The organism is Bacillus sp. BK450 (assembly GCF_004364885.1).
GTDB classification, from domain to species: Bacteria; Bacillota; Bacilli; order Bacillales; family Bacillaceae; genus Bacillus; species Bacillus safensis.
In genome coordinates, this window is record NZ_SOBQ01000003.1 from 170,446 (window position 1) to 193,436 (window position 22,991).

Annotated in this window: 18 protein-coding genes; 16 read left to right on the plus strand and 2 right to left on the minus strand. The window is 42.4% G+C overall.

The genetic code is table 11. The features are described 5' to 3' along the window. The first annotated feature begins 109 nt into the window (after positions 1-109). The 8 genes from EV579_RS10780 (at position 110) to qoxD (ending at position 9,384) form a co-directional block, all read left to right on the plus strand. Positions 110-1,291 carry a galactokinase gene (locus EV579_RS10780; protein ID WP_481747243.1) on the plus strand — a complete coding sequence of 394 codons (1,182 nt, stop codon included), beginning with the start codon at positions 110-112 and terminating at the stop codon, positions 1,289-1,291. Further along, positions 1,291-2,283 (plus strand): UDP-glucose 4-epimerase GalE, encoded by a 993-nt coding sequence (galE, locus tag EV579_RS10785; RefSeq protein WP_034621905.1) that lies wholly within the window; start codon positions 1,291-1,293, stop codon positions 2,281-2,283. The genes EV579_RS10780 and galE overlap by 1 nt, the downstream gene beginning before the upstream one ends. Positions 2,284-2,318: 35 nt before the next feature. After that, on the plus strand, positions 2,319-3,830 hold the full coding sequence (gene galT / locus EV579_RS10790; protein ID WP_133744418.1) for a UDP-glucose--hexose-1-phosphate uridylyltransferase: 1,512 nt from the start codon (positions 2,319-2,321) through the stop codon (positions 3,828-3,830). 12 nt (positions 3,831-3,842) lie between these two features. Then, complete coding sequence (locus EV579_RS10795; RefSeq protein ID WP_133744419.1) at positions 3,843-4,925, plus strand: M24 family metallopeptidase; 1,083 nt, start codon at positions 3,843-3,845, stop codon at positions 4,923-4,925. Between the two features lie 517 nt (positions 4,926-5,442). Then, the gene (gene qoxA / locus EV579_RS10800) at positions 5,443-6,399 is read left to right on the plus strand and encodes a cytochrome aa3 quinol oxidase subunit II (RefSeq protein ID WP_133744664.1); all 957 of its coding nucleotides are present in this window, start codon (positions 5,443-5,445) and stop codon (positions 6,397-6,399) included. Positions 6,400-6,426: 27 nt separating this feature from the next. After that, a complete protein-coding gene (gene qoxB, locus EV579_RS10805) occupies positions 6,427-8,385 on the plus strand; it encodes a cytochrome aa3 quinol oxidase subunit I (protein WP_024423835.1) in 1,959 nt (652 codons plus the stop codon). Beyond that, positions 8,385-9,002 carry a cytochrome aa3 quinol oxidase subunit III gene (qoxC, locus tag EV579_RS10810; RefSeq protein ID WP_024423834.1) on the plus strand — a complete coding sequence of 206 codons (618 nt, stop codon included), beginning with the start codon at positions 8,385-8,387 and terminating at the stop codon, positions 9,000-9,002. The genes qoxB and qoxC overlap by 1 nt, the downstream gene beginning before the upstream one ends. A gap of 1 nt (position 9,003) precedes the next feature. Beyond that, positions 9,004-9,384: a cytochrome aa3 quinol oxidase subunit IV gene (qoxD, locus tag EV579_RS10815; protein WP_012011667.1), complete on the plus strand. Its 381-nt coding sequence runs from the start codon at positions 9,004-9,006 to the stop codon at positions 9,382-9,384. A 77-nt stretch (positions 9,385-9,461) separates the two neighbouring features. On the opposite strand, the gene EV579_RS10820 is transcribed toward qoxD, so the two are convergent. Further along, the gene (locus EV579_RS10820) at positions 9,462-9,725 is read right to left on the minus strand and encodes a spore morphogenesis/germination protein YwcE (protein ID WP_008345491.1); all 264 of its coding nucleotides are present in this window, start codon (positions 9,723-9,725) and stop codon (positions 9,462-9,464) included. 476 nt (positions 9,726-10,201) lie between these two features. Here EV579_RS10820 and EV579_RS10825 point away from each other — a divergent pair, with 476 nt between their 5' ends. The 3 genes from EV579_RS10825 (at position 10,202) to EV579_RS10835 (ending at position 13,331) form a co-directional block, all read left to right on the plus strand. Then, complete coding sequence (locus tag EV579_RS10825) at positions 10,202-11,413, plus strand: FtsW/RodA/SpoVE family cell cycle protein (RefSeq protein WP_133744420.1); 1,212 nt, start codon at positions 10,202-10,204, stop codon at positions 11,411-11,413. Positions 11,414-11,523: 110 nt separating this feature from the next. Next, a complete protein-coding gene (nfsA, locus tag EV579_RS10830) occupies positions 11,524-12,273 on the plus strand; it encodes an oxygen-insensitive NADPH nitroreductase (protein WP_107162879.1) in 750 nt (249 codons plus the stop codon). 56 nt (positions 12,274-12,329) lie between these two features. Next, on the plus strand, positions 12,330-13,331 hold the full coding sequence (locus tag EV579_RS10835; RefSeq protein WP_133744421.1) for an LLM class flavin-dependent oxidoreductase: 1,002 nt from the start codon (positions 12,330-12,332) through the stop codon (positions 13,329-13,331). Between the two features lie 318 nt (positions 13,332-13,649). On the opposite strand, the gene EV579_RS10845 is transcribed toward EV579_RS10835, so the two are convergent. Then, complete coding sequence (locus EV579_RS10845) at positions 13,650-16,076, minus strand: S8 family peptidase (RefSeq protein WP_133744422.1); 2,427 nt, start codon at positions 16,074-16,076, stop codon at positions 13,650-13,652. A gap of 500 nt (positions 16,077-16,576) precedes the next feature. Between EV579_RS10845 and EV579_RS10850 the strand changes: the two genes are divergently transcribed. From EV579_RS10850 to EV579_RS10875, 5 genes are all read left to right on the plus strand, one after another. Next, positions 16,577-16,855 (plus strand): hypothetical protein, encoded by a 279-nt coding sequence (locus EV579_RS10850; RefSeq protein ID WP_024423829.1) that lies wholly within the window; start codon positions 16,577-16,579, stop codon positions 16,853-16,855. A gap of 52 nt (positions 16,856-16,907) precedes the next feature. Further along, a complete protein-coding gene (locus EV579_RS10855; RefSeq protein ID WP_024423828.1) occupies positions 16,908-17,741 on the plus strand; it encodes a PRD domain-containing protein in 834 nt (277 codons plus the stop codon). Positions 17,742-17,997: 256 nt separating this feature from the next. After that, positions 17,998-19,386, plus strand: coding sequence for a sucrose-specific PTS transporter subunit IIBC (locus EV579_RS10860; RefSeq protein WP_133744423.1), 1,389 nt, complete (start codon positions 17,998-18,000; stop codon positions 19,384-19,386). Positions 19,387-19,405: 19 nt separating this feature from the next. After that, positions 19,406-20,863: a glycoside hydrolase family 32 protein gene (locus EV579_RS10865; protein WP_133744424.1), complete on the plus strand. Its 1,458-nt coding sequence runs from the start codon at positions 19,406-19,408 to the stop codon at positions 20,861-20,863. Positions 20,864-21,825: 962 nt separating this feature from the next. Next, on the plus strand, positions 21,826-22,908 hold the full coding sequence (locus EV579_RS10875; protein WP_133744425.1) for an amidohydrolase family protein: 1,083 nt from the start codon (positions 21,826-21,828) through the stop codon (positions 22,906-22,908). The last annotated feature ends 83 nt before the right edge of the window (positions 22,909-22,991 follow it).

Genomic DNA, 22,991 nt, shown 5'->3' on the forward strand with positions numbered 1-22,991 from the left:
GTACCATTCACAGCAAAAAAAGGGTATTTTTTAACGATTTTTTTACCATTGAACTTACGCAGTTCACGCAACTAAAATAAGAGTATCAGAAGAGAAAAGGGGAATGGATATGATCGATATGTTACGCACGGCATTTCACCAGCAATTTGGGGATAGAGAAGAAGAACTTCGCTATTTTTTTGCCCCGGGAAGAGTGAACTTGATTGGTGAACATACAGATTACAATGGAGGTCATGTATTCCCTTGTGCGCTCACTCTCGGTACATATGCAGCATGTGCAAAGCGGACAGATGGCCGCGTGAGAATGTATTCCTTGAACTTTGATGGCGATGGTGTGAAAGAATTCGACCTTTTTGAAATCGCTTACTTAGAATCGGATGGCTGGGCGAATTATCCGAAGGGTGTGTTCCATCAGTTTATCGAAGCAGGGATGAAGATAGAAGAAGGCTTTGACATTGTATACGGCGGCAATCTTCCCAATGGCGCAGGCCTGTCTTCCTCTGCCTCGATTGAGCTTGTCACCGCCGTCTTCATCAATGAATGGCATTCATTCGGCGTTTCAAATGCCCGTCTTGCCCTCCTTTCGCAGCGTGCAGAAAATGAATTTATTGGCGTCAATTGCGGCATCATGGATCAGTTTTCAATTGCTCTTGGAAAAGAAGATCACGCCATTTTGCTCAATTGCGATACCCTTGATTTTCAATACAGTCCGTTTCGGCAAGAGGGACTGGCGCTTGTCATTGCCAATACAAACAAAAAGCGGACACTGGCAGACTCCAAATACAATGAACGCCGGTCAGAGTGTCAATCAGCTTTAAACGATTTACGAAAAGAAATCGATCTTGCCCACTTATGTGAGCTCACGGCAGATGAATTTGCCGAACATGCCCATTTGATTCAGGATGAAACATGCCGCAAACGTGCAAGACACGTAGTGACAGAAAACGAGCGGACGATGAGAGCGATAAATTTTTTGAAAGATGATAAAATTGAAAAGCTAGGCGCCCTCATGAAGGCATCTCATCTTTCTTTAAAGAATGATTATGAAGTGACTGGATTTGAACTAGATACACTTGCAGAAGCCGCTTGGCTCCATCCTGGAACGATTGGCTCCCGGATGACAGGCGCGGGTTTTGGCGGCTGCACGATCAGTATTGTGAAAGAAAAGCAGCTGGCATCATTTATAGAAGAAACAGGTGCAATTTATCAAGAAAAGACAGGCATTCAAGCCTCTTTTTACACAGCTGGAATTGGAGGCGGCGCAAGAGAACTTACGAAGGAGGAAGTGTAATGACGATTTTAGTGTGCGGGGGAGCAGGATACATTGGCAGCCATGCGGTAGCGGCTCTTTTAGCGAAAGGTGAACAAGTGGTGGTAGTGGATAATTTGCAGACAGGCCACAAAGAAGCTGTTTTGGAGGGAGCTGTTTTAGAAGAGGGAGATTTACGAGATCAAGATTTTTTAAGACAGGTTTTCAAAACACATCAAATAGAAGCGGTGATGCACTTTGCTGCAGATTCACTTGTCGGCGAGAGTGTAACAGACCCGCTAAAGTACTATGACAACAACGTTGGAGGAGCGACAGCCTTACTTCAGGTGATGAATGAATTTGATGTGAAACACATCGTTTTCTCTTCAACCGCTGCCACATATGGTGAACCAAAGCGAGTGCCGATCGTTGAAACGGATGAGACGAATCCAACCAATCCTTATGGAGAAACGAAACTGGCCATTGAAAAAATGCTGAAGTGGTCTGAGCAGGCATATGGAATGAAATACGTTGTGCTTCGTTACTTTAATGTAGCTGGCGCTCATACAGAAGGACTTGTCGGAGAGGATCATCAGCCTGAGACACATCTCATTCCGATTATTCTGCAAGTGGCTTTAGGAAAACGAGATCAGATCATGATTTACGGTGATGATTATGAGACAGAGGATGGCACGTGTATTAGGGATTACATTCATGTCATGGATTTAGTAGACGCGCACATCTTAGCTGTTGATCGTCTGCGCGCTGGAAAAGAAAGTGCAACATATAACTTAGGGAATGGCACTGGTTTCTCCGTGAAGCAGGTAGTAGATGCTGTTAGAAACGTCACGGGACATGCGATCCCAGCACAGGTGGCTGACAGACGCGCGGGAGATCCAGCAAAGCTGATTGCTTCTTCTGAAAAAGCGTTGCAGGAATTAGGGTGGACACCTCAATATGCTGACCTTCACACCATCATTCAAAGTGCGTGGGATTGGTTTCAGAAGCATCCAGACGGCTACCAGAGTAAATAACGCATAACAGGCAGGCAAGAGAGGGGACAGAGAGAATGGCGGTTGATATTTTTGAAAAACTGGAACAGCTGATTCAATACGGGATCAATCATGAGCTGATCACACGACTAGATATCGATTATACGAGAAATCGGCTGCTAGAGGTGCTTGGGCTGGATGAAGCTGAGCTAAGAACAGTCTCAGGGGAGGCGGAGCTTGAAGACATCTTAATGCCGATGCTGGATTGGGCAGCTGAGACTGGCCTTATCCCTGAGGGGACGGATACGTATCGCGATTTACTAGATGCGAAAATCATGGGATGCTTGGTGGCGCCTCCAAGTGTCATCTACGCAAAGTTTGAAGAGAAACGCCAGCATGAAGGGCCAGAGGCGGCTACAAGCTGGTTCTATGAAATGCAGCAGCACGCACACTATATTCATACAGGCAGAATCGCCAAAAATGTGCAGTGGTTTACACCAACAGATGATGGCGTGCTGGAGATCACAATTAATCTATCAAAGCCGGAAAAGGACCCAAAAGCAATCGCTGAAGCCAAAAAGCTTAGTCAAAAGCAATATCCTCTTTGTCTCCTTTGTAAAGAAAACGTTGGGTTTGGGGGGCGGATCAACCATCCAGCGAGACAGAATCACCGGATTATTCCTGTGACACTCACAGATGAATCTTGGTTTCTACAATTTTCACCTTATGTGTATTACAACGAGCACTGCATTGTGTTCAAAGGCGAACATGAGCCGATGAGCATCTCCAAAAAGACCTTTGAACGATTGCTTTCTTTCATATATATATACCCGCACTATTTCATCGGATCGAACGCCGACCTTCCGATTGTCGGGGGCAGTATATTAAGTCATGACCATTTTCAGGGCGGTGCGCATGAATTTCCGATGGCGAAAGCGGAGGTGGAAGAGGTCTTTTCTCTGAATGCCTTTCCGAATGTGAGGGCTGGCATTGTGAAATGGCCGATGTCTGTCATCCGGCTTCGAAGCAGCGACCGGCAGACGCTTGCAGACGCCGCAGACTTTATCTTAACCAAGTGGAAAATGTATTCAGATCAAGAAGTGGAGCTGCTAGCTCATACTGGAGAGACGCCGCATAATACCATTACACCCATTGCACGCCGCCATGGCGATGACTATGAATTAGATCTAGTGCTGCGCAATAATCGTACAAACAAGCGGCACCCGGGTGGAATTTTCCACCCGCACGAAGAAGTCCATCATATTAAAAAAGAGAATATCGGATTAATTGAAGTGATGGGTCTTGCCGTTCTTCCTGGTAGATTAGCAGAGGAATTAAGCCAATTAAAAGAAGCGCTCTTATCCAAAAACCCCCTTGAAGAAATCAAAGCCCGCCCTGCTATCACAAAACACGAAACATGGGCAAAGCGTCTGCTTGAAGAGAACACCTTTACAGAGGACAATACAGAAGCCATTTTACAAAAAGAAGTCGGTATGATTTTTTCTCGTATTCTCTCACAGGCGGGTGTGTTTAAAAGAACCGAGCAAGGGAAAACAGCTTTTAAACGTTTCATTCATACACTCATATAGGCAGGTGATTAGATGATTGAACAAGTAAGAACATTAATGGAAGAAAAACAGCTCGACGGTGTCTTGATTCAAAAGCGTAATAACTTCTCCTGGCTGACAGGAGGAAGAAGAAATCACATCGTGTTAAATACACCAGAGGGCGTGTGCAAGCTGCTTGTGTTAAAAGACGACATCGTCCTCATTGTGAATCAAATGGAAGAAAAGCGGATCATTGAAGAAGAGATGGCCTATATCGATCACCCATTTCAAGTGGTAACGATGGATTGGTTTGAGGATGATACGGCACACATTCAAACACTCACAAAAGACAAACGGATCGGGTCAGACATTCAAATGGATGGATTCGAATGGATCGAGCCGGATTTGTCGCAAGTCCGATCCATTCTTTCTGCATCACAGCTCCGCCAATATGAAACGCTTTGTCATGAAACAGCAGTCATTGCAGAGAGTGTCTGTAAAGAAATCGTTCCAGGACAGACGGAGCACGAAATCGCTTCGCTTGCGGCTCAAAAAGCGATCGCGCAGGGAATGACGATAGAAGTACTGCTTGTGGCAACAGATGACCGGATTCATCAATACCGTCATCCAATTCCGACAGACAAAAAACTTCAAAAGCATGCGCTTGTTGTTCTTTGCGCTGAACGGCATGGACTCGTGGCGAATGTCACAAGGTCTGTTTACTTCGGTCAGCTTCCAAAGGAGCTTGAAGAGAACAAAGAGCGGCTTGCACGAATTGACACGGTCATGAATGCCGCCACGCGCCCTGGTAAGACATTGGGAGATGTATTGAAAGCAGGTATTGCTCAGTATGAAAAAGAAGGCTTCCCTGATAGCTGGAAAAAGCTTCATCAAGGGGGAAAAACGGGCTTTGTATCTAGAGAAATCATTGCAGTTCCCTCATCGAAGGAAGAAATTCAGCTGCAACAAGTGTTTACTTGGAACCCTTCATTGCCTGGATTGAAGTCAGAGGATACGATGGTCGTAGAGAAAGAGGGGAACCGCTTTTTAACCTATACAGGCAAGTGGACATACATTGACGTTGAGCATGAAGGGGACATCTATAGACGCCCTGATATTTTAGTGAGAGAAGAATAACTGCAGAATGCCGGCGCTGAGCCGGTTTTTTGCTGGAAGTCATTTAGCGGGATTCCACATATTCATCATGATTGCCAATTCTTACACCGCATAGTCAGAGGATCGATACTTTCTTTTCTTGTCAACTTGCGTTAAAATAAGTAAGGTTTTTGTTAAATGTGGGGATACCTATTTTGAAATTGTTTACCTAGATAAAATTTCATTAAGTTAAATTGAAATTTGACCAAACTTTTTTATTGTGGTAAACCTAAATTTGACAAAGTTCTTGATTGTTTGTCCTTTGCCTTCAACTCTCAACTTTTCAAAATCCTAGAAATTTATTGTGTGTGCAATAATATAAATTTATGTCGAATTTATGACATTTTGAGAGAAATCTGTTGAAAAATAAATGAACTTTTGAAAAAAGGGAAGCTAACTCTAACAGATTTTGATAGCATTACAAAGGGAAGAAAAGTTTTCGAAGGCAGATGGCTTTTCACAATTATTCAGCAATTTATACATTATTTAAGGAAGGATGGTGATCTTCTTGTTCAGAGCCATTAAACCTATGCTTTTATTAGCGATGCTCGTGAGTGTTTTTGTATTAGGAGGTTGCAGCAATATCGCTGTTTTAGATCCTAAAGGACCAGTCGCAGCACAACAAAAAGACTTAATCCTTTTATCTATTGGATTCATGCTCTTTATCGTTGGTGCGGTATTTGTACTGTTTACCATCATTTTGGTTAAATACCGTGAGCGTAAGGACGTTGGAAACGCCTCTTATAACCCAGAAATACACGGGAATACGCTTCTAGAAGTTGTCTGGACAGTGATCCCAATATTAATCGTTGCTGCTCTTTCGATTCCAACTGTAAAAACAATTTACTCTTTGGAAGAGGCACCTCAAGCAACAAGCCATAAAGATCCACTCATCGTTTATGCGACAGCTGTTGATTGGAAATGGATCTTTAGTTATCCAGAGGAAAATATTGAGACAGTGAACTACTTAAACATTCCAAAAGATCAGCCGGTTTTATTCAAAATCACTTCCGCTGATACAATGGCATCACTATGGATTCCTCAGCTAGGCGGGGAGAAGTATGCGATGGCTGGAATGGAAATGGAACAATATCTTCAAGCTGATGAAGTAGGCACATACCAAGGAAGAAACGCCAACTTCACAGGCGAGGGCTTTGCTCAGCAAAAATTCAAAGTCAATGCGATGACGCAGTCTGACTATGATAAATGGGTAAACAAAACGAAGAAAGAAGCACCAAAGTTAACGAAGAAAACGTATGACTACTTGATGCTTCCTGATGCTGCAGATGTGCAGACATTCTCATCAACACATTTATCCTTTGCGAAGCACGGAGAAGATTCTGAATATGCACTCCAAGCACGCAAACGTTTAGGTTATCAAGCAGTTTCTCCGCATTCCAAGACAGATCCTTTCGAGAATGTGAAGAACTATAAAAGAAAATTAGAAACAGAATAAACTGACTAAGGAAAGGAGGAGGCCGTTATGCATTTAAAATGGGATGAGTTTTTTGTAACTGGAGACCCATTAATTCTTGGTGCGCAAATTTCTATCGCTCTTACTTCCATTGCCATCGTGTTTGTTTTAACCTACTTTAAAAAGTGGAAATGGCTTTGGAAAGAATGGCTGACATCAGTTGATCATAAAAAGCTTGGAATCATGTATATCCTTGCTGCTGTGATTATGTTCTTCCGCGGTGGGGTAGACGGACTGATGATGCGCGCGCAGCTGGCGCTTCCTAATAATACGTTTTTAGATTCAAACCACTATAATGAAATCTTTACAACGCATGGTACGATCATGATTCTATTCATGGCGATGCCATTTTTAATTGGTTTAATCAACGTCGTTGTTCCTCTTCAAATTGGTGCACGTGACGTTGCATTCCCTTATTTGAACAACCTTAGCTTCTGGACATTTATGGTCGGAGCAATGCTGTTCAACATTTCCTTCGTTATTGGGGGATCACCAAGTGCAGGCTGGACGAGTTACATGCCGCTCGCCGGAAATGATTTCTCACCAGGACCTGGACAGAACTACTACTTGCTCGGGCTCCAAATTGCAGGTATTGGTACACTTATGACAGGTATTAACTTCATGGTGACCATCTTAAAAATGCGTACAAAAGGTATGACACTTATGCGTATGCCAATGTTTACATGGACAACATTGATTACGTCTGTCATCATCGTGTTTGCATTCCCTGTACTAACAGTTGCTTTAGCACTTATGACATTTGATCGTTTATTCGGTTCTGCATTCTTTACACTCGAAGCAGGCGGTATGCCGATGCTTTGGGCGAACCTTTTCTGGATTTGGGGACATCCTGAGGTATATATTGTTATCCTGCCGGCTTTCGGTATTTTCTCAGAAATCTTTGCGACGTTCTCAAGAAAGCAGTTGTTTGGTTACAAAGCGATGGTTGTATCAATTGTGGCAATCTCTGTTCTTAGTTTCCTTGTGTGGGTTCACCACTTCTTTACAATGGGGAACAGTGCAGCGGTTAACTCATTCTTCTCGATTACAACAATGGCGATTTCTGTACCAACAGGTGTGAAAATCTTTAACTGGCTCTTTACGATGTATCGAGGCCGTATCAGCTTTACATCACCAATGCTTTGGGCACTTGGTTTCATCCCGAACTTCGTAATCGGTGGTGTAACTGGGGTTATGCTTGCGATGGCAGCTGCGGATTACCAGTACCATAACACGTACTTCCTTGTATCCCACTTCCACTATGTATTAATCGCAGGTACTGTATTTGCTTGTTTTGCTGGTCTTGTTTTCTGGTATCCAAAAATGTTTGGTTACAAGTTAAACGAAAGAATCGGCAAATGGTTCTTCTGGGTATTCATGATCGGATTTAACATCTGTTTCTTCCCGCAGTACTTCCTAGGACTGCAAGGAATGCCAAGACGTATTTATACGTATGGACCAGAAGATGGCTGGACTGCACTCAACTTTATTTCAACAATTGGTGCATTTATGATGGGTATCGGATTCATCATCCTTTGCTACAACATTTACTACAGCTGGAGACACTCAAAACGTGAAGTGTCTGGAGACAGCTGGGGAGAAGGACGTACACTTGACTGGGCGACATCTTCTGCAATTCCGCCGCATTATAACTTTGCAGCACTTCCAGAAGTGACAACACCAGATGCATTCCATCATTGGAAGCAAAACAATGTGGACGTTCATCCTGAAAAAGAATTCAAGAAAATTCACATGCCGCATAATTCAGGCAGACCGCTGATCATGTCTGCATTCTTTGGACTTGGTGCATTCGGTCTTGTATTTGAATGGTACTGGATTGGTGTTATTGGCTTAATCGGTGTATTCGCAACGATGATTTTACGTTCATTCGAATATGACGATGGCTACTATATTCCTGTTGAAGAAGTCATTGAAACAGAGAAAAAGAATAAGGAGGCGCAGAAGTAATGGGACATAATGATAGCAGCTATGCAAATGCACCGCTTGAATATCAGTCTGAAACCGGACGTTTAAACATCCTTGGTTTCTGGATATTCCTTGGCGCGGAAATCGTGTTGTTCTCAACACTTTTTGCGACCTACTTTGTTCTACATGGCAGAACAGCTGGCGGCGTTTTACCAGCTGAGCTGTTTGATATGAAGCTTGTATTGATCATGACATTCCTGCTATTGGTTAGTTCATTTACATGCGGGATTGCTGTTCATGAAATGCGCCGTGGAAGTACAAAAGGGGTTGTCATTTGGACGATTCTCACACTGCTTCTAGGTGCAGGCTTCGTTGGATTTGAGCTTTTCGAGTTCTTCCATTATGTACATGAAGGTGCGAGCATCCATACAAGTGCGTATTGGTCTGCATTCTTTGTACTTTTAGGAACTCACGGACTACACGTATCGATCGGTATCTTCTGGATTACCGGGATCTTGTTCCAAATTAAAAAGCGTGGATTAACTCCACAAACAGCAGCGAAGATTTTCATCTCAAGTCTATACTGGCATTTCCTTGATGTTGTATGGATTTTCATCTTCACAGCTGTTTACTTGATCGGATTAGGGGGGCTTTTGTGATATGGCTGGAAAAACACATTCCTCAGCAGAGCACGAACACTTCCCTTGGAAACACGTAGTTGGCTTTATCCTATCCATTGTGCTGACAGTCTTAGCATTCTGGATTGCGATTGGAGCTGAAATTGGCAGTTCCGCAAAACTATGGATTATCTTTGGTTTTGCGTTCATTCAAGCATTCTTGCAGCTGTTCATGTTTATGCACATGACAGAGAGCGAAAACGGAACTGTTCAAGTCGGAAATACTTTGTTTGGTCTGTTCTGTGCGATTATCTTCGTCATCGGATCTGTTTGGATCTTTGCGGCTCACTACAGCCACGGAGAGAACAGTAAAGACGGGTATTCACCGTCTGCGCCAAAGCAGTCTGAGCATTCAGAGAAATAATAAAAAAACCACTCATCTCTTGAAGGTGAGTGGTTTTTATCATGATGGTGATAACGCTTCCAATAGTTGGGCGATATCTATCGGCTGCTGAATCTTTTGCGAATGAATGGAAGTCCGTAGATGAGGAACGCTGCAATGTGAGCCAAAATCACGTTAATGGCAAAGAATGCGATCATGAAGGTATGTCCTGCTGGAGACAAACTGCTTGTCATGTAAAGACCGAAGAAAATCCACATAATCATAATGGGTGGAATAGATGCTAATGCAATTTTTCTGTTTTCCAGCCATAAAAACAGGGGTGTAGCCGTTGCAATACATAGGTACGCAAAGAACATATCCATCGTATCCAACTCCTTTGTAAGTTGATATTCAAATCAAATGAGAGGTCAGGATGCAATTGTGTCTGTTTTTAGGAGATATTGTGAACATTTTGTTACAAGTATTATACCACAATTGACTTTGAAGTAAACGTAATAATTGGAAAATGGGCCTTATTCCATACAAAATGGTTTTATTCCTCTTTCCTCAGTGCAGCTTATCTCATCTGATGTTTACTTGTTATATTGCCACATAGGTCATTGAATTTTTCCCTTAAAATCTGTAAAATAAACTTTTTAAAGGACTTGAGATCGATTGAATGAAAAGTGTATAGAGGGATTTTTTCCTATTGTTAGGATGAAAAGTATTTCATTTTTTGAAAATTGAATGGAACCTTTCGGATGTATCTTCCGTCATATTTAAGGTGAGTTGATTTTGTGAAAATTTCAATCTAATATAAATAAGGGCTTTTATGTTTTGTAATAAGGGTGGTTAGTTCATGAACAAGCAGAATACATCTCCTTACTATCAAGGAGATTTGATTTTTATATTTTTAGCCTTCTTTGCCATCAGTGTCATTTCTATATATGCTGCTGGACAGTTTGAACAATATGGTAGTGGTGCATGGACAAGGCAAATTATTTATTATCTCATTGGAGCAATTTGCATTGTAGCCATTAATTATTTTGACCTTGAACAGCTTGAAAAATTAAGTATATACATCTTTCTAGGTGGGATACTTCTTCTAATTATTTTAAAATTGAGCCCTGCTCAGATTGGGGGTAAAGACTTTGCCCCTATAAAAAACGGAGCCAAAAGTTGGTTTATACTTCCAGGGATTGGAACACTTCAGCCTTCAGAGTTCATGAAAATTGGTCTGATTATGATGCTCGCGTCGGTCATTGGAAAGTCTACACCTAGGGGAAAAAGGACATTAGAAGATGATATTATTCTATTATTAAAAATTGCCGGCGTGGCAGCTGTACCAGTTGGACTGATCTTCTTGCAGGATGCAGGGACTGCGGCTGTTTGTATGTTTATTGTTGTCGTGATGGTGTTTTTATCAGGGGTCAATTGGAAACTGATCTCTCTCATCGGTTCTGTGGTTGTACTATTGGTTGCCGCTGTGTTAGCCGTCATCATTCTCTTCCCTGATTTTGCGAAAACAATCGGCATTCAGCAGTACCAGATCAACCGGATTACCGCTTGGCTGCCTGATAGTTCTTCGACAGCCAACCAAGCACAGACGCAGGATGCATCTGGATCTGATAAATATCAAGTAGAGCAGGCGATTATGGCCATTGGTGCAGGGCAGATTTTTGGGAATGGCATTAAAAACTTAAAGGTCTACGTTCCTGAAGCACAAACGGATATGATTTTCTCCATTATAGGTGAAGCCTTTGGCTTTATCGGCTGTGCGTTTGTTGTGATCATGTTCTTCTTCTTGATTTACCGGCTTGTCGTACTGATTGACCGTATCCATCCTTATAGCCGATTTGCGTCATTCTTCTGCGTAGGATATACAGCATTGATTGTAATCCATACGTTCCAGAACATTGGCATGAACATAGGCGTGATGCCTGTAACAGGGATTCCACTCTTATTTATCAGCTTTGGAGGAAGCTCTGTCTTGTCTGTTCTCATTGGATTCGGGATCGCCTATAACGCAAGCGTTCAATTAACGAAATATCAAAGTTATTTATTTAAATAAAACGAGTAAGGGCAGTCTAAGTATAGGCTGTCTTTTTTTATGCGAGTTTTAATTTTTGAAAAGCCCTATGTCTTTGCCTTATGATAGAAGAAGTGAAGGAGGTCTTCGAATTGAACAAAACGATAGAAACCATATTAAATCATCGATCCATTCGTTCGTTTACAGACGAGCGTTTGACAGAAGAAGAGGTGCTGACACTGATCAAAAGTGCACAGGCTGCTTCGACATCAAGCTATGTACAGGCGTATAGTATTATTGGGGTGACAGATCAGGAGAAGAAGGCCAAGCTTGCTGAACTGGCTGGGAATCAGCCATACGTTGAGAAGAACGGGCATTTCTTTGTCTTCTGTGCAGACTTGAAACGCCATGATTATATTGCAAAAAAAGCAGGGAAGAATCATCAGGAGGCGCTTGAGAATACAGAAGCCTTTCTCATTAGCGTCATCGATGCGGCATTGGCTGCACAAAATGTCAGTGTTGCTGCAGAATCAATGGGACTTGGGATCTGCTATATTGGCGGACTGCGTAATCAGCTGAGAGAAGTCTCTGAAGTGCTTGAAACGCCATCTTATGTGCTGCCGTTATTCGGTCTGGCTGTTGGCCATCCAGCTAATCAGTCGTCACAAAAGGAACGGCTGCCAGTTGAACTCATATATCATGAAAATTCATATCAGCAAGATGAAGCGCATGTGGATCGTTATTTAAAAGAATACGACGATCGTATTTCCGCATATTATGAAACACGAACAAACGGTGAGAGAAAAGATACTTGGTCTGAGCAGATGCTGCGGGGCTTTAGCCAGCCAAAGCGTGCCTTCCTTGGAGAATTTGTGAAAGAGAAGGGCTTTAATCGAAAATAAATAAGATATCCCCCTTTCCATTAAGAGAGGGGGATTTCTGTAAGAGGTGCAGCATAATGAAATTAAGTATACTGGATCAATCTCCTTTGATAGGAGGCGCTACGCCTGCTGAAGCACTGAAGCAGACGGTTGAACTGGCGAAGCAGGCGGAGAAGTGGGGTTATCACCGTTTTTGGGTATCAGAGCATCATTTTTCAAACCGGCTTGCAGGATCGAGTCCAGAGGTGCTTCTCGGCCATTTATCAGCCGTTACGTCGCACATACGCATTGGTTCTGGCGGCGTTATGCTCCCGCACTACAGTGCCTATAAAGTAGCAGAGAACTTCAGGGTTCTTGAAGCGCTGGCTCCTGGCAGAATTGATCTTGGGATTGGACGTGCCCCTGGTGGTATGCCTATTTCCTCCATTGCCCTTCATCATGGGGAGCGAAAGCGTCTAGGCGACCAGTATCCTGAGCAGGTAGAGGAATTGAAGGTGTATTTACACGATCTAGCGGATGAATTTTACCCGCTGCCTCATTTGACTGCTTCTCCGAAGGTAGAGACCGCGCCAGAAGTATGGATGCTTGGTTCTTCTGGAGGGAGTGCAAAGCTTGCGGCGAAAGCAGGTGCAGGCTACACGTTTGCACTTTTTATTAATGGTGAAGGCGGAGAAGACTCTGTGGAGCAATATATCAACCGATTTGAACCTTCAGTATTCGGTGATCAGCCGCGTGTCAGTCTGGCAGTCTTTGTTTTATGTGCCGAAACAGAGGAGCAGGCAGAAAAACTGGCAGTCAGCTTAGATTTATCTTTACTTGCCAATGAACAGGGGCTGAATCTTGAAGGCTTTCCTTCATATGAAGAGGCACAGTCGTATTCCTACAGTCCTTATGAACAAAAACGAGTGGCTGCCAATCGTCAAAGGATGGTCATTGGAACACCAGCATCTGTGAAAAAGCAGCTGACCACACTCGCGAAGGCTTATCGGACAGATGAATTGATCGCTGTGACCATCACACATCACATGCAAGACAGGCTCACATCGTATCGTTTATTAAAAGAAGCCTTTGATGCATAACGTATGTATATTTATCGCCTGCGGAGCCAGTACAAGGGGAAAAGGAGCATTATGGTGAAGAAGAAGGCGGCTGGCTGACACCAGCAGGCTGAGCGGATAGATACAGGAAGCATAAACAGTTAGCTCGCATGCTTGATGAAAAGGACGAGGCTGCTTCGTATGTAAAAAGGTTAGAAAATAAACCAATGTGATCGTCAGAAAAAAAGCAGTAAAAAAAGAAACGATCCATAGCCATATCAATTTCTCTTTCCTCCATATATGATCGAAAAGCCTTGATGAGCTTATCCGCTCATACAAGGCTTTTCTTGTGATTCACATTTATTCAGGGTAAATTTCGAAAGGTTCCTTCGTTTGTACGGTATCTGACTTTCCTTTCAAACTTGCATACGCAAGCATTGTATACTCACCAGCTTCAAGCTTCTGGCCTTGATTGATTGTGCCATTCCATTTTACGCGGTGCTCTCCTTTATCAACATGTTGATAAACACCAGCTTCACCTAAATACTCTCCATCGGTTGAGTAGACAAGGAATGCAAGGTTCTCAGCACCGCCAGGCAGGTAGCTGCTAATGACATAGCTTCCAGCACGATTGTCCGGCTCTACGGAAACAGAAGTGACGCGCGGATAATCAGGCTCTTTCACAATCAATAAAGTAGGGATTTCCGTGACCTTTCTGCCATTTTCGCGAATGGTGATGCTGCCTTGGTACGTCCCTTTTTTGGTTTTTCCGTAATTCACCTGTACTGCGGAAGTAAAGGATCCAGTGGAATTCCCTTTGACGGTGATTTTTTTCGTTCCGTTTGTACTAATGCCGCTGCCATTGAATTTGTAATCAATGGTATACGTTTTCGGTGCTTTTGAAAGGTTTTCTACCTTAAATTTCTTCGTTTTGATTTGCACGCCTTTTTCCTTTAAGAAAGTGCCGTATGAATAGCTCGCATCAGAAACGATAGAAGACGCTTGAAGTGATTCCATGATTCGAACGCTGCCTGTTCCTTGTGTGTTATGAGGGAATGGGCTGCCATTTGCGTCAAACAGTTTTTCTGCTGTATTCATCAGCAATGCTTTGATTTGTTCAGTTGAGTACGATGGTTTTGCTTGTTTGATGATCGCTGCAACTCCAGCCACATGCGGAGAGGCCATACTTGTTCCTTGCTTAGAACCATATCCGTAAGGCTGAGAAGGATCATGCGTTGGGATCGTACTCACAATGCTGACACCGGGTGCTGATAAATCAGGCTTAATCATCCACGTATCCACAACCGGTCCGCGGGATGAGAAGTCAGCGACTTGCTCACTAAGTTCTTTGACAAATTGAATGGAGAAAGCCGTTGTATCGTTTCCAGCCTCAATGGCTTTGATAAGCGCTGTTCCTTCAGCTTTTGACAGCTTAATTGTAGGAAGTGCGAGACCTGGTACGTCGACTGGAATCTCTCCATCGGTATTGTTATACATCACAACGCCGATTGCACCAGCGGCTTTTGCATTGTCAACTTTATCCACAAAAGCAATGGTACCACGTTCAATCACGGCCACCTTTCCTTTAACATCGATGTCTTCAAATGCCTTTTCGTCACCGATTCCTGCTTGGACGAGTGTGACTTGTTTTTGGTCAAGCGCTTTTAAATCACTCTCTTGGTAGTAGCCCATGACTTTTGCTGTAGAATAATTCGGGAATTTCACATTGTAAAGGCTGTATGGAAGCTGAGTTGCCCCGACAGAAATGGCCTCTCTTGACGTGCCGGGAGAACCGACAGTCCAGTTATTAGGACCGCTGTTTCCATTCGAAGTAACAGCCACAACGCCTTCAGACATGGCCCAATCAAGTGCAATGCTCGTTGCATAATCAGGGTTATTGACACTGTTTCCAAGAGAGAGGTTCATGACATCTGCTCCGTCAGTAACAGCCCGGTCGATGCCTGCAAGAACGTTCTCAGTTGTTCCAGATCCACCTGGTCCAAGTACACGGTATGCAAGAAGCGTGGCATCCTTTGCGACCCCTTTAATTTGTCCATTTGCCGCAATCGTTCCTGCAACGTGTGTGCCGTGATCTGTGGATTCGCCTCTAGGATCTCCTTTAGGTGTCTCTTGCGGAGAATAATCATTATCAACAAAATCATAGCCTTTGTATAAACCGAAGTTTCCTTTTAAATCAGGGTGGGTATAGTCTACTCCAGTATCAATGACTGCGACTTTGACCCCTTTTCCAGAATAGCCGGCATCCCATGCTTTTGGTGCACCGATAAATGGAGCGCTCTTATCCATAAGCGGGGAGACATCTTCGTTTGGAAGCTGGATGCTTTCCTTTTTCACTTCATCGGTTTTATATGTAACATCCGGATAAACGGCTTTTACTCCATCAACTGCGAGCAGCTTCGGGATTTCGTTTGCAGGAAGTTTCATAGAGAAACCAGAGAAGACTTTTTCATATTCTTGACGAACACTCGCTTTATCTACCTCTTTGAGTGCTGCGTTCTTTACTTTTGTTCGAGATTTTTTGAGGGAGGCTTTTGTTTGTGCTTCGCCTTCTTGCTTGGCTTCAACTAAGGATTTTTCCTTTAATTCAACAATGACAGTGGTTTGTTTTCTCGAGTTGACATTGATTTCACCGAAGATTTCTGCTTTTTCTAGTTCCATCTTTTTGTTAGAGGGAGCAGCCGCCGCCTGTTGACCGGTAAAGAATGTGGATAAAATAAAAATAGTGGAGAACAATAGAACAGAAGAACGAGATATTACTTTTTTCATTAATTTTCCCCTTTCTAGCTGTGTTTTTAGGGAGATAGCCTTTCTTTTTGTGGATAAATAGGAAAGATTCACTGCCCGTTATTAAGTATTCAATACGTTGAAAACAATTCCTTTACTAAAATGGTCTTATTTTACATAGTTACAAAGAACTATTTTGTTTATAAAGTCGCACTTATTCACAAATGTCTGTTGATAACTCGATTATTCAGATGCATATATGGAAAATAAAAAATTTACATACACAAAATCTAGTGAAAGGGTGTTGATATGTGGATAAACCCTGTTGATAAGGTGTGCTTATCTTTGGGATAGCGTGTGTATAAAATTTTCAATGAAACATCCAGGCACATGATGATCTTCTGCACTTTTCAACAAAACTTCTGAAAACTAGTTGGTTTTTTCACCCAGATTGTGACAAACCTCTCTTTTTTCTCGGGATATGATAGGAGCAGTTGTTTTGCTAGAGCTGCTAGATTCTAAGAAAAGCGGAGGGATGTTCAGTGAAGAAATTAAAAAGCTGGTTGAGCGTATGGTTTGGTTTCATGATGAATGTGCTTGTGAACCCTGGTGTGATGATGAAGAATCAAGGGTTTCAGGCGGCCGCGGCGGATGCCGGATTCTTTCAAGTAGTGAAAGAGAGAGAGCTGGAGAAGCTGGCAGAAGAACATAAGAAGAAACGCAGGGCAGAGAAGCGGTTTACACAAAGTCTGATGATGCTTGAAGAGAAGACGATGCGAGAGGCGCGTGCTGGTCCGCTCTTACCTTTACAGAAAAAGTGAAACAGGGTAAAATCCCACTTAAGAAATGTTATCTGCTGGGAGAGGATACCCCTTGAAGATATATAAAATATTGAATAACAACGCAGTGGTTGTGAAGGAGGGCGATCAGGAGAAAATTGTGATGGGACCCGGAATTGCTTTTCAGAAGGGGAAAAATGACGTCGTTCCTCTTCAAAAAATAGAGAAAATCTTTGTTGTGCGTGAAGAAAATGAGAAATTCAAACAAATTCTTGCCACATTGCCAGAAGCGCATATTGAGGTGGCAGAGCATATCATCAGTTATGCAGAGGGGAAACTCATGATGCCGCTCAGTGATCACATTCACATATCACTGACTGATCATTTGTCCTTCGCCATTGAACGCCTTCAAAAAGGCATTGTGCTATATAATAAATTGCTTGGTGAGATCAAAGTCTTATATAAGCAGGAATATGAGATTGGAAAGTATGCCATTCGTTATGTAAAGGAGCGGCTTGGGGTTGAACTGCCGGACGATGAGGCAGGATATGTGGCACTTCATATTCATACGGCCAAAATGAATACGGAGTCCATGAAAAAGACCGTGAAATATACAACGATGATTAAAGAAATGATCGAGCATATTGAAAGCTATTTTCAGCATTCAATTGATGAGGATAGTATTTCCTATCAGCGGCTTGTGACACATTTGAGGTATGCATTAGGCAGGTTGGAATCGAATGAGGCATTTCAAATCATGGACGAAGACATGCTGATTTTTATCCAAACAAAGTATGATACGGCGTACCGGTGTGCACTTGGACTCGCTGATTTGTTAAAAGATGAATATGGACTTCATCTCCCTGAATCGGAGATCGGCTACATCACGCTGCATGTCCAGCGTCTGCAGGAAGCCGAATTGGTTTAAAATGATCGTGCCTGCATGCAGGCTTTTTTTTATGCACACTACTCTTATTAGTGTATATGGGTCATTGGATTTGAAAAAAGAGGTTGACGCATGTCACAGTCTTATACTATGATGAAAGCGTCATCAAAAATTGATATCGCGGGATTGTGACTGTCAGGCAGGCAAGACCTAAAATTTGCGTAACGAGGGGACGTGTATGTCCTTTACTCGTTGGTGAATTTTAGGTCTTTTTTGCTTTAAAAAAGGAGGAGACATCATGGATTATCAAAAAACAGCCAAAGAATTAACGAAACTGTTAGGCGGCAAAGAAAATGTCATTAGTGCTACGCATTGTGCAACAAGACTTAGATTGGTAGTGAAAAATGAGGATTTGATTGACAAAGAGGCCATTGAAGAACTTGAAGGTGTGAAAGGGGCCTTCTCAAGTTCAGGGCAATTTCAAGTCATTTTTGGAACGGGATCTGTCAACAAAGTGTATGAACCATTTGCTCGTGAGACTGGTCTTGAGACAGGCGACGAGAATCAAAAGCCTGTCAGCCATGATGAAGCAGTGAAACAAAAAATGAATCCACTTGCGCGTTTTGCAAAGACGTTATCGAATATTTTTGTACCGATCATTCCAGCAATTGTGGCAAGCGGTTTGTTAATGGGTCTCTTAGGCATGATGAAAGCCTTCAAATGGGCTGATCCAAGCTCAGCGATCTTCCAAATGCTTGATATGTTCTCAAGTGCAGCCTTTATCATTTTACCGATTTTAATTGGGGTCAGTGCAGCGAAAGAGTTTGGCGGAAATCCGTATTTAGGGGCTGTCATTGGGGGAATTATGATTCACCCGAATCTGCTTAATCCGTGGGGATTGACGGAAGCAAAACCAGAGTATATGCATTTATTCAATGTTGATATTGCTCTTCTTGGTTACCAAGGGACGGTCATTCCAGTGTTATTGACCGTATATATCATGTGCCTTGTTGAGAAGAATTTAAGAAAAGTGGTTCCGAACAGTATTGATTTACTTGTGACCCCATTTGTGACCGTGATTGTCACTGGATTTGTGACGTTTATTGCAGTTGGACCGCTTGGAAGAATGCTTGGTACAGGAATTTCGAGTGCACTGACATTTATTTATGACCATGCAGGATTCTTAGCAGGACTCATTTTCGGCGGTGCTTACTCTTTAATTGTGCTCACAGGGGTTCATCATAGCTTCCATGCGATTGAGGCAGGATTGCTGAATGATATTGGGCGTAACTATTTGCTGCCGATCTGGGCAATGTCCAATGTCGCGCAAGGCGGAGCAGGATTGGCTGTCTTTTTCTTAGCCAAGCGTGCAAAGACAAAAGAAATTGCCCTTCCTGCTGCCTTCTCTGCTTTTTTAGGAATTACTGAGCCTGTCATATTTGGTGTAAACCTTCGCTATCGTCAACCATTTATTGCGGCGATGATCGGAGGCGCATTGGGCGGGGCATTTGTCGTTTTCACGAAGGTAGCAGCCAATGCCTATGGTTTAACAGGCATACCGATGATTGCGATTGCAGCACCATTCGGTCTTCAGAATGTGGTCAATTATGTGATTGGTATGTTAATCGCTGTTGCTGTTTCATTTATTCTCACTATCATTTTTAAAGTAAAAGAAGTCGAAAAATAATCAAGGAGTGGTCACAGTCATGACAACAACTGACGCAGCACTTCGTCAAAAGATAGCAGACCGTATTCGAAACTATGAGCATTTGGTCAAAAAGGATGTGTACCGGCAGCATTTTCATTTGATGCCGCCAGTCGGTCTTTTAAATGATCCGAATGGGCTGATTCAGTGGAAAGGAATTTACCACGTCTTTTATCAGTGGCAACCATTCAAAACGGGGCATGGTGCAAAATTCTGGGGGCATTATACATCGACAGATCTAGTCAATTGGCAGCACGAAGAAGCCGCTCTTGCCCCAAGTGATTGGTTCGATCAAAACGGCTGTTATTCTGGCAGTGCATTTATAGACGATGGGCAGATGCATGTGATGTACACTGGAAACGTTCGGGATGAACAAGGGAACCGTGAGACGTATCAATGTTTAGCTGTTTCGGAAGATGGTATTCACTTTGAGAAAAAAGGTGTCGTGGCAACGCTCCCTGAAGGGTTTACTGCCCATTTTCGAGATCCGAAGGTATGGAAGCGAAATGGCCGGTGGTACATGGTCCTTGGTGCACAAAGCTTAGACCTGAAAGGACACCTTGTCTTATTTACCTCTGATACGTTAGATAATTGGACGTTTCAAGGCACGATTGCAGGCAGCGGAAAGAATGGTTTAGACAATTTCGGCTATATGTGGGAATGTCCAGATCTGTTTGAATTAGACGGCCGGGATGTATTGATCGTGTCACCACAAGGACTAGAGCCAGATGGCTTAAAATATCACAATACACATCAATCAGGCTATTTTGTTGGCACATTGGATGATCACTCGTATCAATATACACACGGAGCGTTTGAGGAGCTGGACCGTGGCTTTGACTTCTATGCGCAGCAAACCTTTCTAGACGAATCAGGCAGACGACTTTTAATCGGGTGGATGGGGGTGCCTGATCAAGGAGAAGAGCATCATCCGACGATTTCTTATCAATGGATACACTGCCTCACGATCCCTAGAGAACTCCGTTTAGATGAGGACGGACATCTGATTCAAAAACCAGTAAGTGAACTTCAATCCATGCGGACCAATGAACAAGAGCATGTTTTTCATATTAAACGTTCTGTTCATTCCATCCCTGTAGAGGATATTACGAGCGCAGAGGTATTCATTGATCAAATTGACACACAAAAAGGGTTTGAATGCTGTATCCGTGCAGCAGCACGCATCATCTATGATAAAGAGGAAGGGAAGCTGACATTAGAGCGGGATCGATTTGAAGATCGATCAAAGGAAGTTCGTGAAGCACTTATAGAGGAATTACACGACCTTCATATCTTTATCGACTCATCGTCAATTGAGATTTTTGTAAACGGAGGCCGAGAAGTTTTTACTGCACGTTACTTTCCTTCCCCGGGAAATAAATCGATCTCCATCAGTGGAAGAAATGAAACAAAGCTGAAACTGAAGACTTGGCATTTACAAAGAGAAGCAAATCGTTGATCCTTATCCTACAAGTGATGATCAGTATGACGTGAAATTGAAAGTAACAGAAACAGCAAGGCATATAAAAAAGGGCGCTTCAGCACCGTCTGCACGATTGATAGAGAAGGTGCCGATGTAAAATTACATTTCTCTATCAGATAATCGAGGTGCGGGATATTGGGTACCCCAATACCGCATCCTCGTTTTTTTTGTTAAATACCCCGCCCGTTCCGGCTAAAGTACCTTGTCCAAATTTTTAACTTCAATCATATCAGCCTGTTTAAATAGTTCTGCTTCTGATCGATCAGTTTTGAAAACTAACCCCGCCTTCCTCAGGATTAATCGATGTTTTGACATTATTAGCTGCTTCAGCCAAAGAAAGTCTTGCATCTTATTCCACTGCTCATAAGTGGAATTTTTATTTTCATTGTTTTTTTGCTTTTGGACCAATGGCAACCACGACATCTGCATCCCCTCGCCATTAATTCCATTATATTTTCTTGATAACTATCAGTTAAAACGATTTTTCCCATTTGCTTCACTGTTCGTTTTACTTTATCATGCTGTTCTTTATAAAAAAGGTTTACTTTATTAATTATGAGTGATAACATACATTTAAATTATTGGTAATGAATATTACTTTTATATAAAATAAAGTAATTTTTATTACATAGGATAAATCATATAAATTTTTTTGTGATGAGGGGTGCTCTGTCTCTAAAATGAAAGTTGTCGAAGATAGGGGTTGCGTCATTCATTTCATTTTTGAAAGCGCTATCTTATTGGTGTGTGGCTGGCAGTGAACAGATTAAAAATTCTACTTAGTATTTTTTCCACTATCCAAAAAGAAGAGGAGTGTATGTTGGTCAGTGATTTAGCACCAGTGGTTGGATGTTATCAATGCATGTAAAGAAGTGCTATTGCAAACAATGAAATAAATTAATCTATTAAATCAATATGAAATTAAGGGGTGTATTTGCATGGGAGTATGGAATTTTAAAGGCGGTTCTATTTGGTCAGAAAAGGGGTTCATTCCAAATAAGTCTACAAGCATAACAGTTACTCATGAGGATGATAGGGATATTCATTTATCTGAATCTAGCGTAATTGTACCGGGACTAGTCGATTTTCATTGTCATGTATGGGCACCAGGAGCAGAGATTGGTGTAACAGATAATCAATATCTTTCCTCAGGAGTAACTACAGTTGGGGACGCAGGTACTTTTGGCTATGACGGATGGGAGGAAGCGAATCGTTATTGGGAAAAAAGCCCGTTAACAGTACGTTCTTGGTTATCAGCCTTACCAGAAGGGCTAACCAATCACCCGAACCCTAACCCAACCAAGCCAGAAAGTATTTCGTTGGATCGTATTGTTGAAGTTGCATCTTTAGCTGATGATAGTTTATTAGGAATTAAGATTCGCTTAGGCCAGGTGGACAAAACGACTGACAGGTCTTTATTACGCTTAGCAAGAGAAGCAGCCGATCGAACTGATTTACGAATGATGGTTCATTTAACTGAAACTCAACTAGATATTGAAGAGGTAACACAATATTTTAATAAAGGGGACATTCTCACTCATCCATTTCAAGGAAGGGATGGAAACGTGCTGAATACTGCCGGGAAGGTAAAAAAAGAATTTCTAGCTGCAGTAGAAAGAGGAATAGTATTAGATATCGGTCACGGTAGAAAACACTTTAATTGGAATGTTTTTTATAAATGCTTAGCTGAGGGAATTAAACCAGATACGATCAGTACAGATTTAACAAGCGCGTCATGGAGAAAATACCCTGTTTATAACATGAGCTACATCATTTCTAAAATGATTGTAGGTGGACTGTCTCTTGATGAAGCTTTTAGAGCAGTTCTGGTAACAGCTCCTAAATTGTTAGGAATTGACGATTTTACTTTTACTCCAAATCACCTTGTGGTTCTAGATTCTACTTCTACTGAGACTGCCTTTCCCGATGTAGATGGAGAAACGGTGTTCGGTAACATTCATTATCAACCGAAACATGTAATATTTAACGGTAAACCAGACATTGAGATCAATTTCAGTTAAAAATAAACGTTTTTGACACGATGAAAGAAAGTTTCCATTTTGTTCGCTGTCTTGAGGAAACAACAGAAGAGTAAATGGAGATA

Excerpts from the sequence above, each read along its gene's own strand:
- EV579_RS10780 (WP_481747243.1), top strand. The coding sequence starts at position 110 with ATGATCGATATGTTACGCACGGCATTTCACCAGCAATTTGGGGATAGA.
- galE (WP_034621905.1), top strand. The coding sequence starts at position 1,291 with ATGACGATTTTAGTGTGCGGGGGAGCAGGATACATTGGCAGCCATGCG.
- galT (WP_133744418.1), top strand. The coding sequence starts at position 2,319 with ATGGCGGTTGATATTTTTGAAAAACTGGAACAGCTGATTCAATACGGG.
- EV579_RS10795 (WP_133744419.1), top strand. The coding sequence starts at position 3,843 with ATGATTGAACAAGTAAGAACATTAATGGAAGAAAAACAGCTCGACGGT.
- qoxB (WP_024423835.1), top strand. The coding sequence starts at position 6,427 with ATGCATTTAAAATGGGATGAGTTTTTTGTAACTGGAGACCCATTAATT.
- qoxC (WP_024423834.1), top strand. The coding sequence starts at position 8,385 with ATGGGACATAATGATAGCAGCTATGCAAATGCACCGCTTGAATATCAG.
- qoxD (WP_012011667.1), top strand. The coding sequence starts at position 9,004 with ATGGCTGGAAAAACACATTCCTCAGCAGAGCACGAACACTTCCCTTGG.
- EV579_RS10820 (WP_008345491.1), bottom strand. The coding sequence starts at position 9,725 with ATGGATATGTTCTTTGCGTACCTATGTATTGCAACGGCTACACCCCTG.
- EV579_RS10825 (WP_133744420.1), top strand. The coding sequence starts at position 10,202 with ATGAACAAGCAGAATACATCTCCTTACTATCAAGGAGATTTGATTTTT.
- EV579_RS10835 (WP_133744421.1), top strand. The coding sequence starts at position 12,330 with ATGAAATTAAGTATACTGGATCAATCTCCTTTGATAGGAGGCGCTACG.
- EV579_RS10845 (WP_133744422.1), bottom strand. The coding sequence starts at position 16,076 with ATGAAAAAAGTAATATCTCGTTCTTCTGTTCTATTGTTCTCCACTATT.
- EV579_RS10860 (WP_133744423.1), top strand. The coding sequence starts at position 17,998 with ATGGATTATCAAAAAACAGCCAAAGAATTAACGAAACTGTTAGGCGGC.
- EV579_RS10865 (WP_133744424.1), top strand. The coding sequence starts at position 19,406 with ATGACAACAACTGACGCAGCACTTCGTCAAAAGATAGCAGACCGTATT.
- EV579_RS10875 (WP_133744425.1), top strand. The coding sequence starts at position 21,826 with ATGGGAGTATGGAATTTTAAAGGCGGTTCTATTTGGTCAGAAAAGGGG.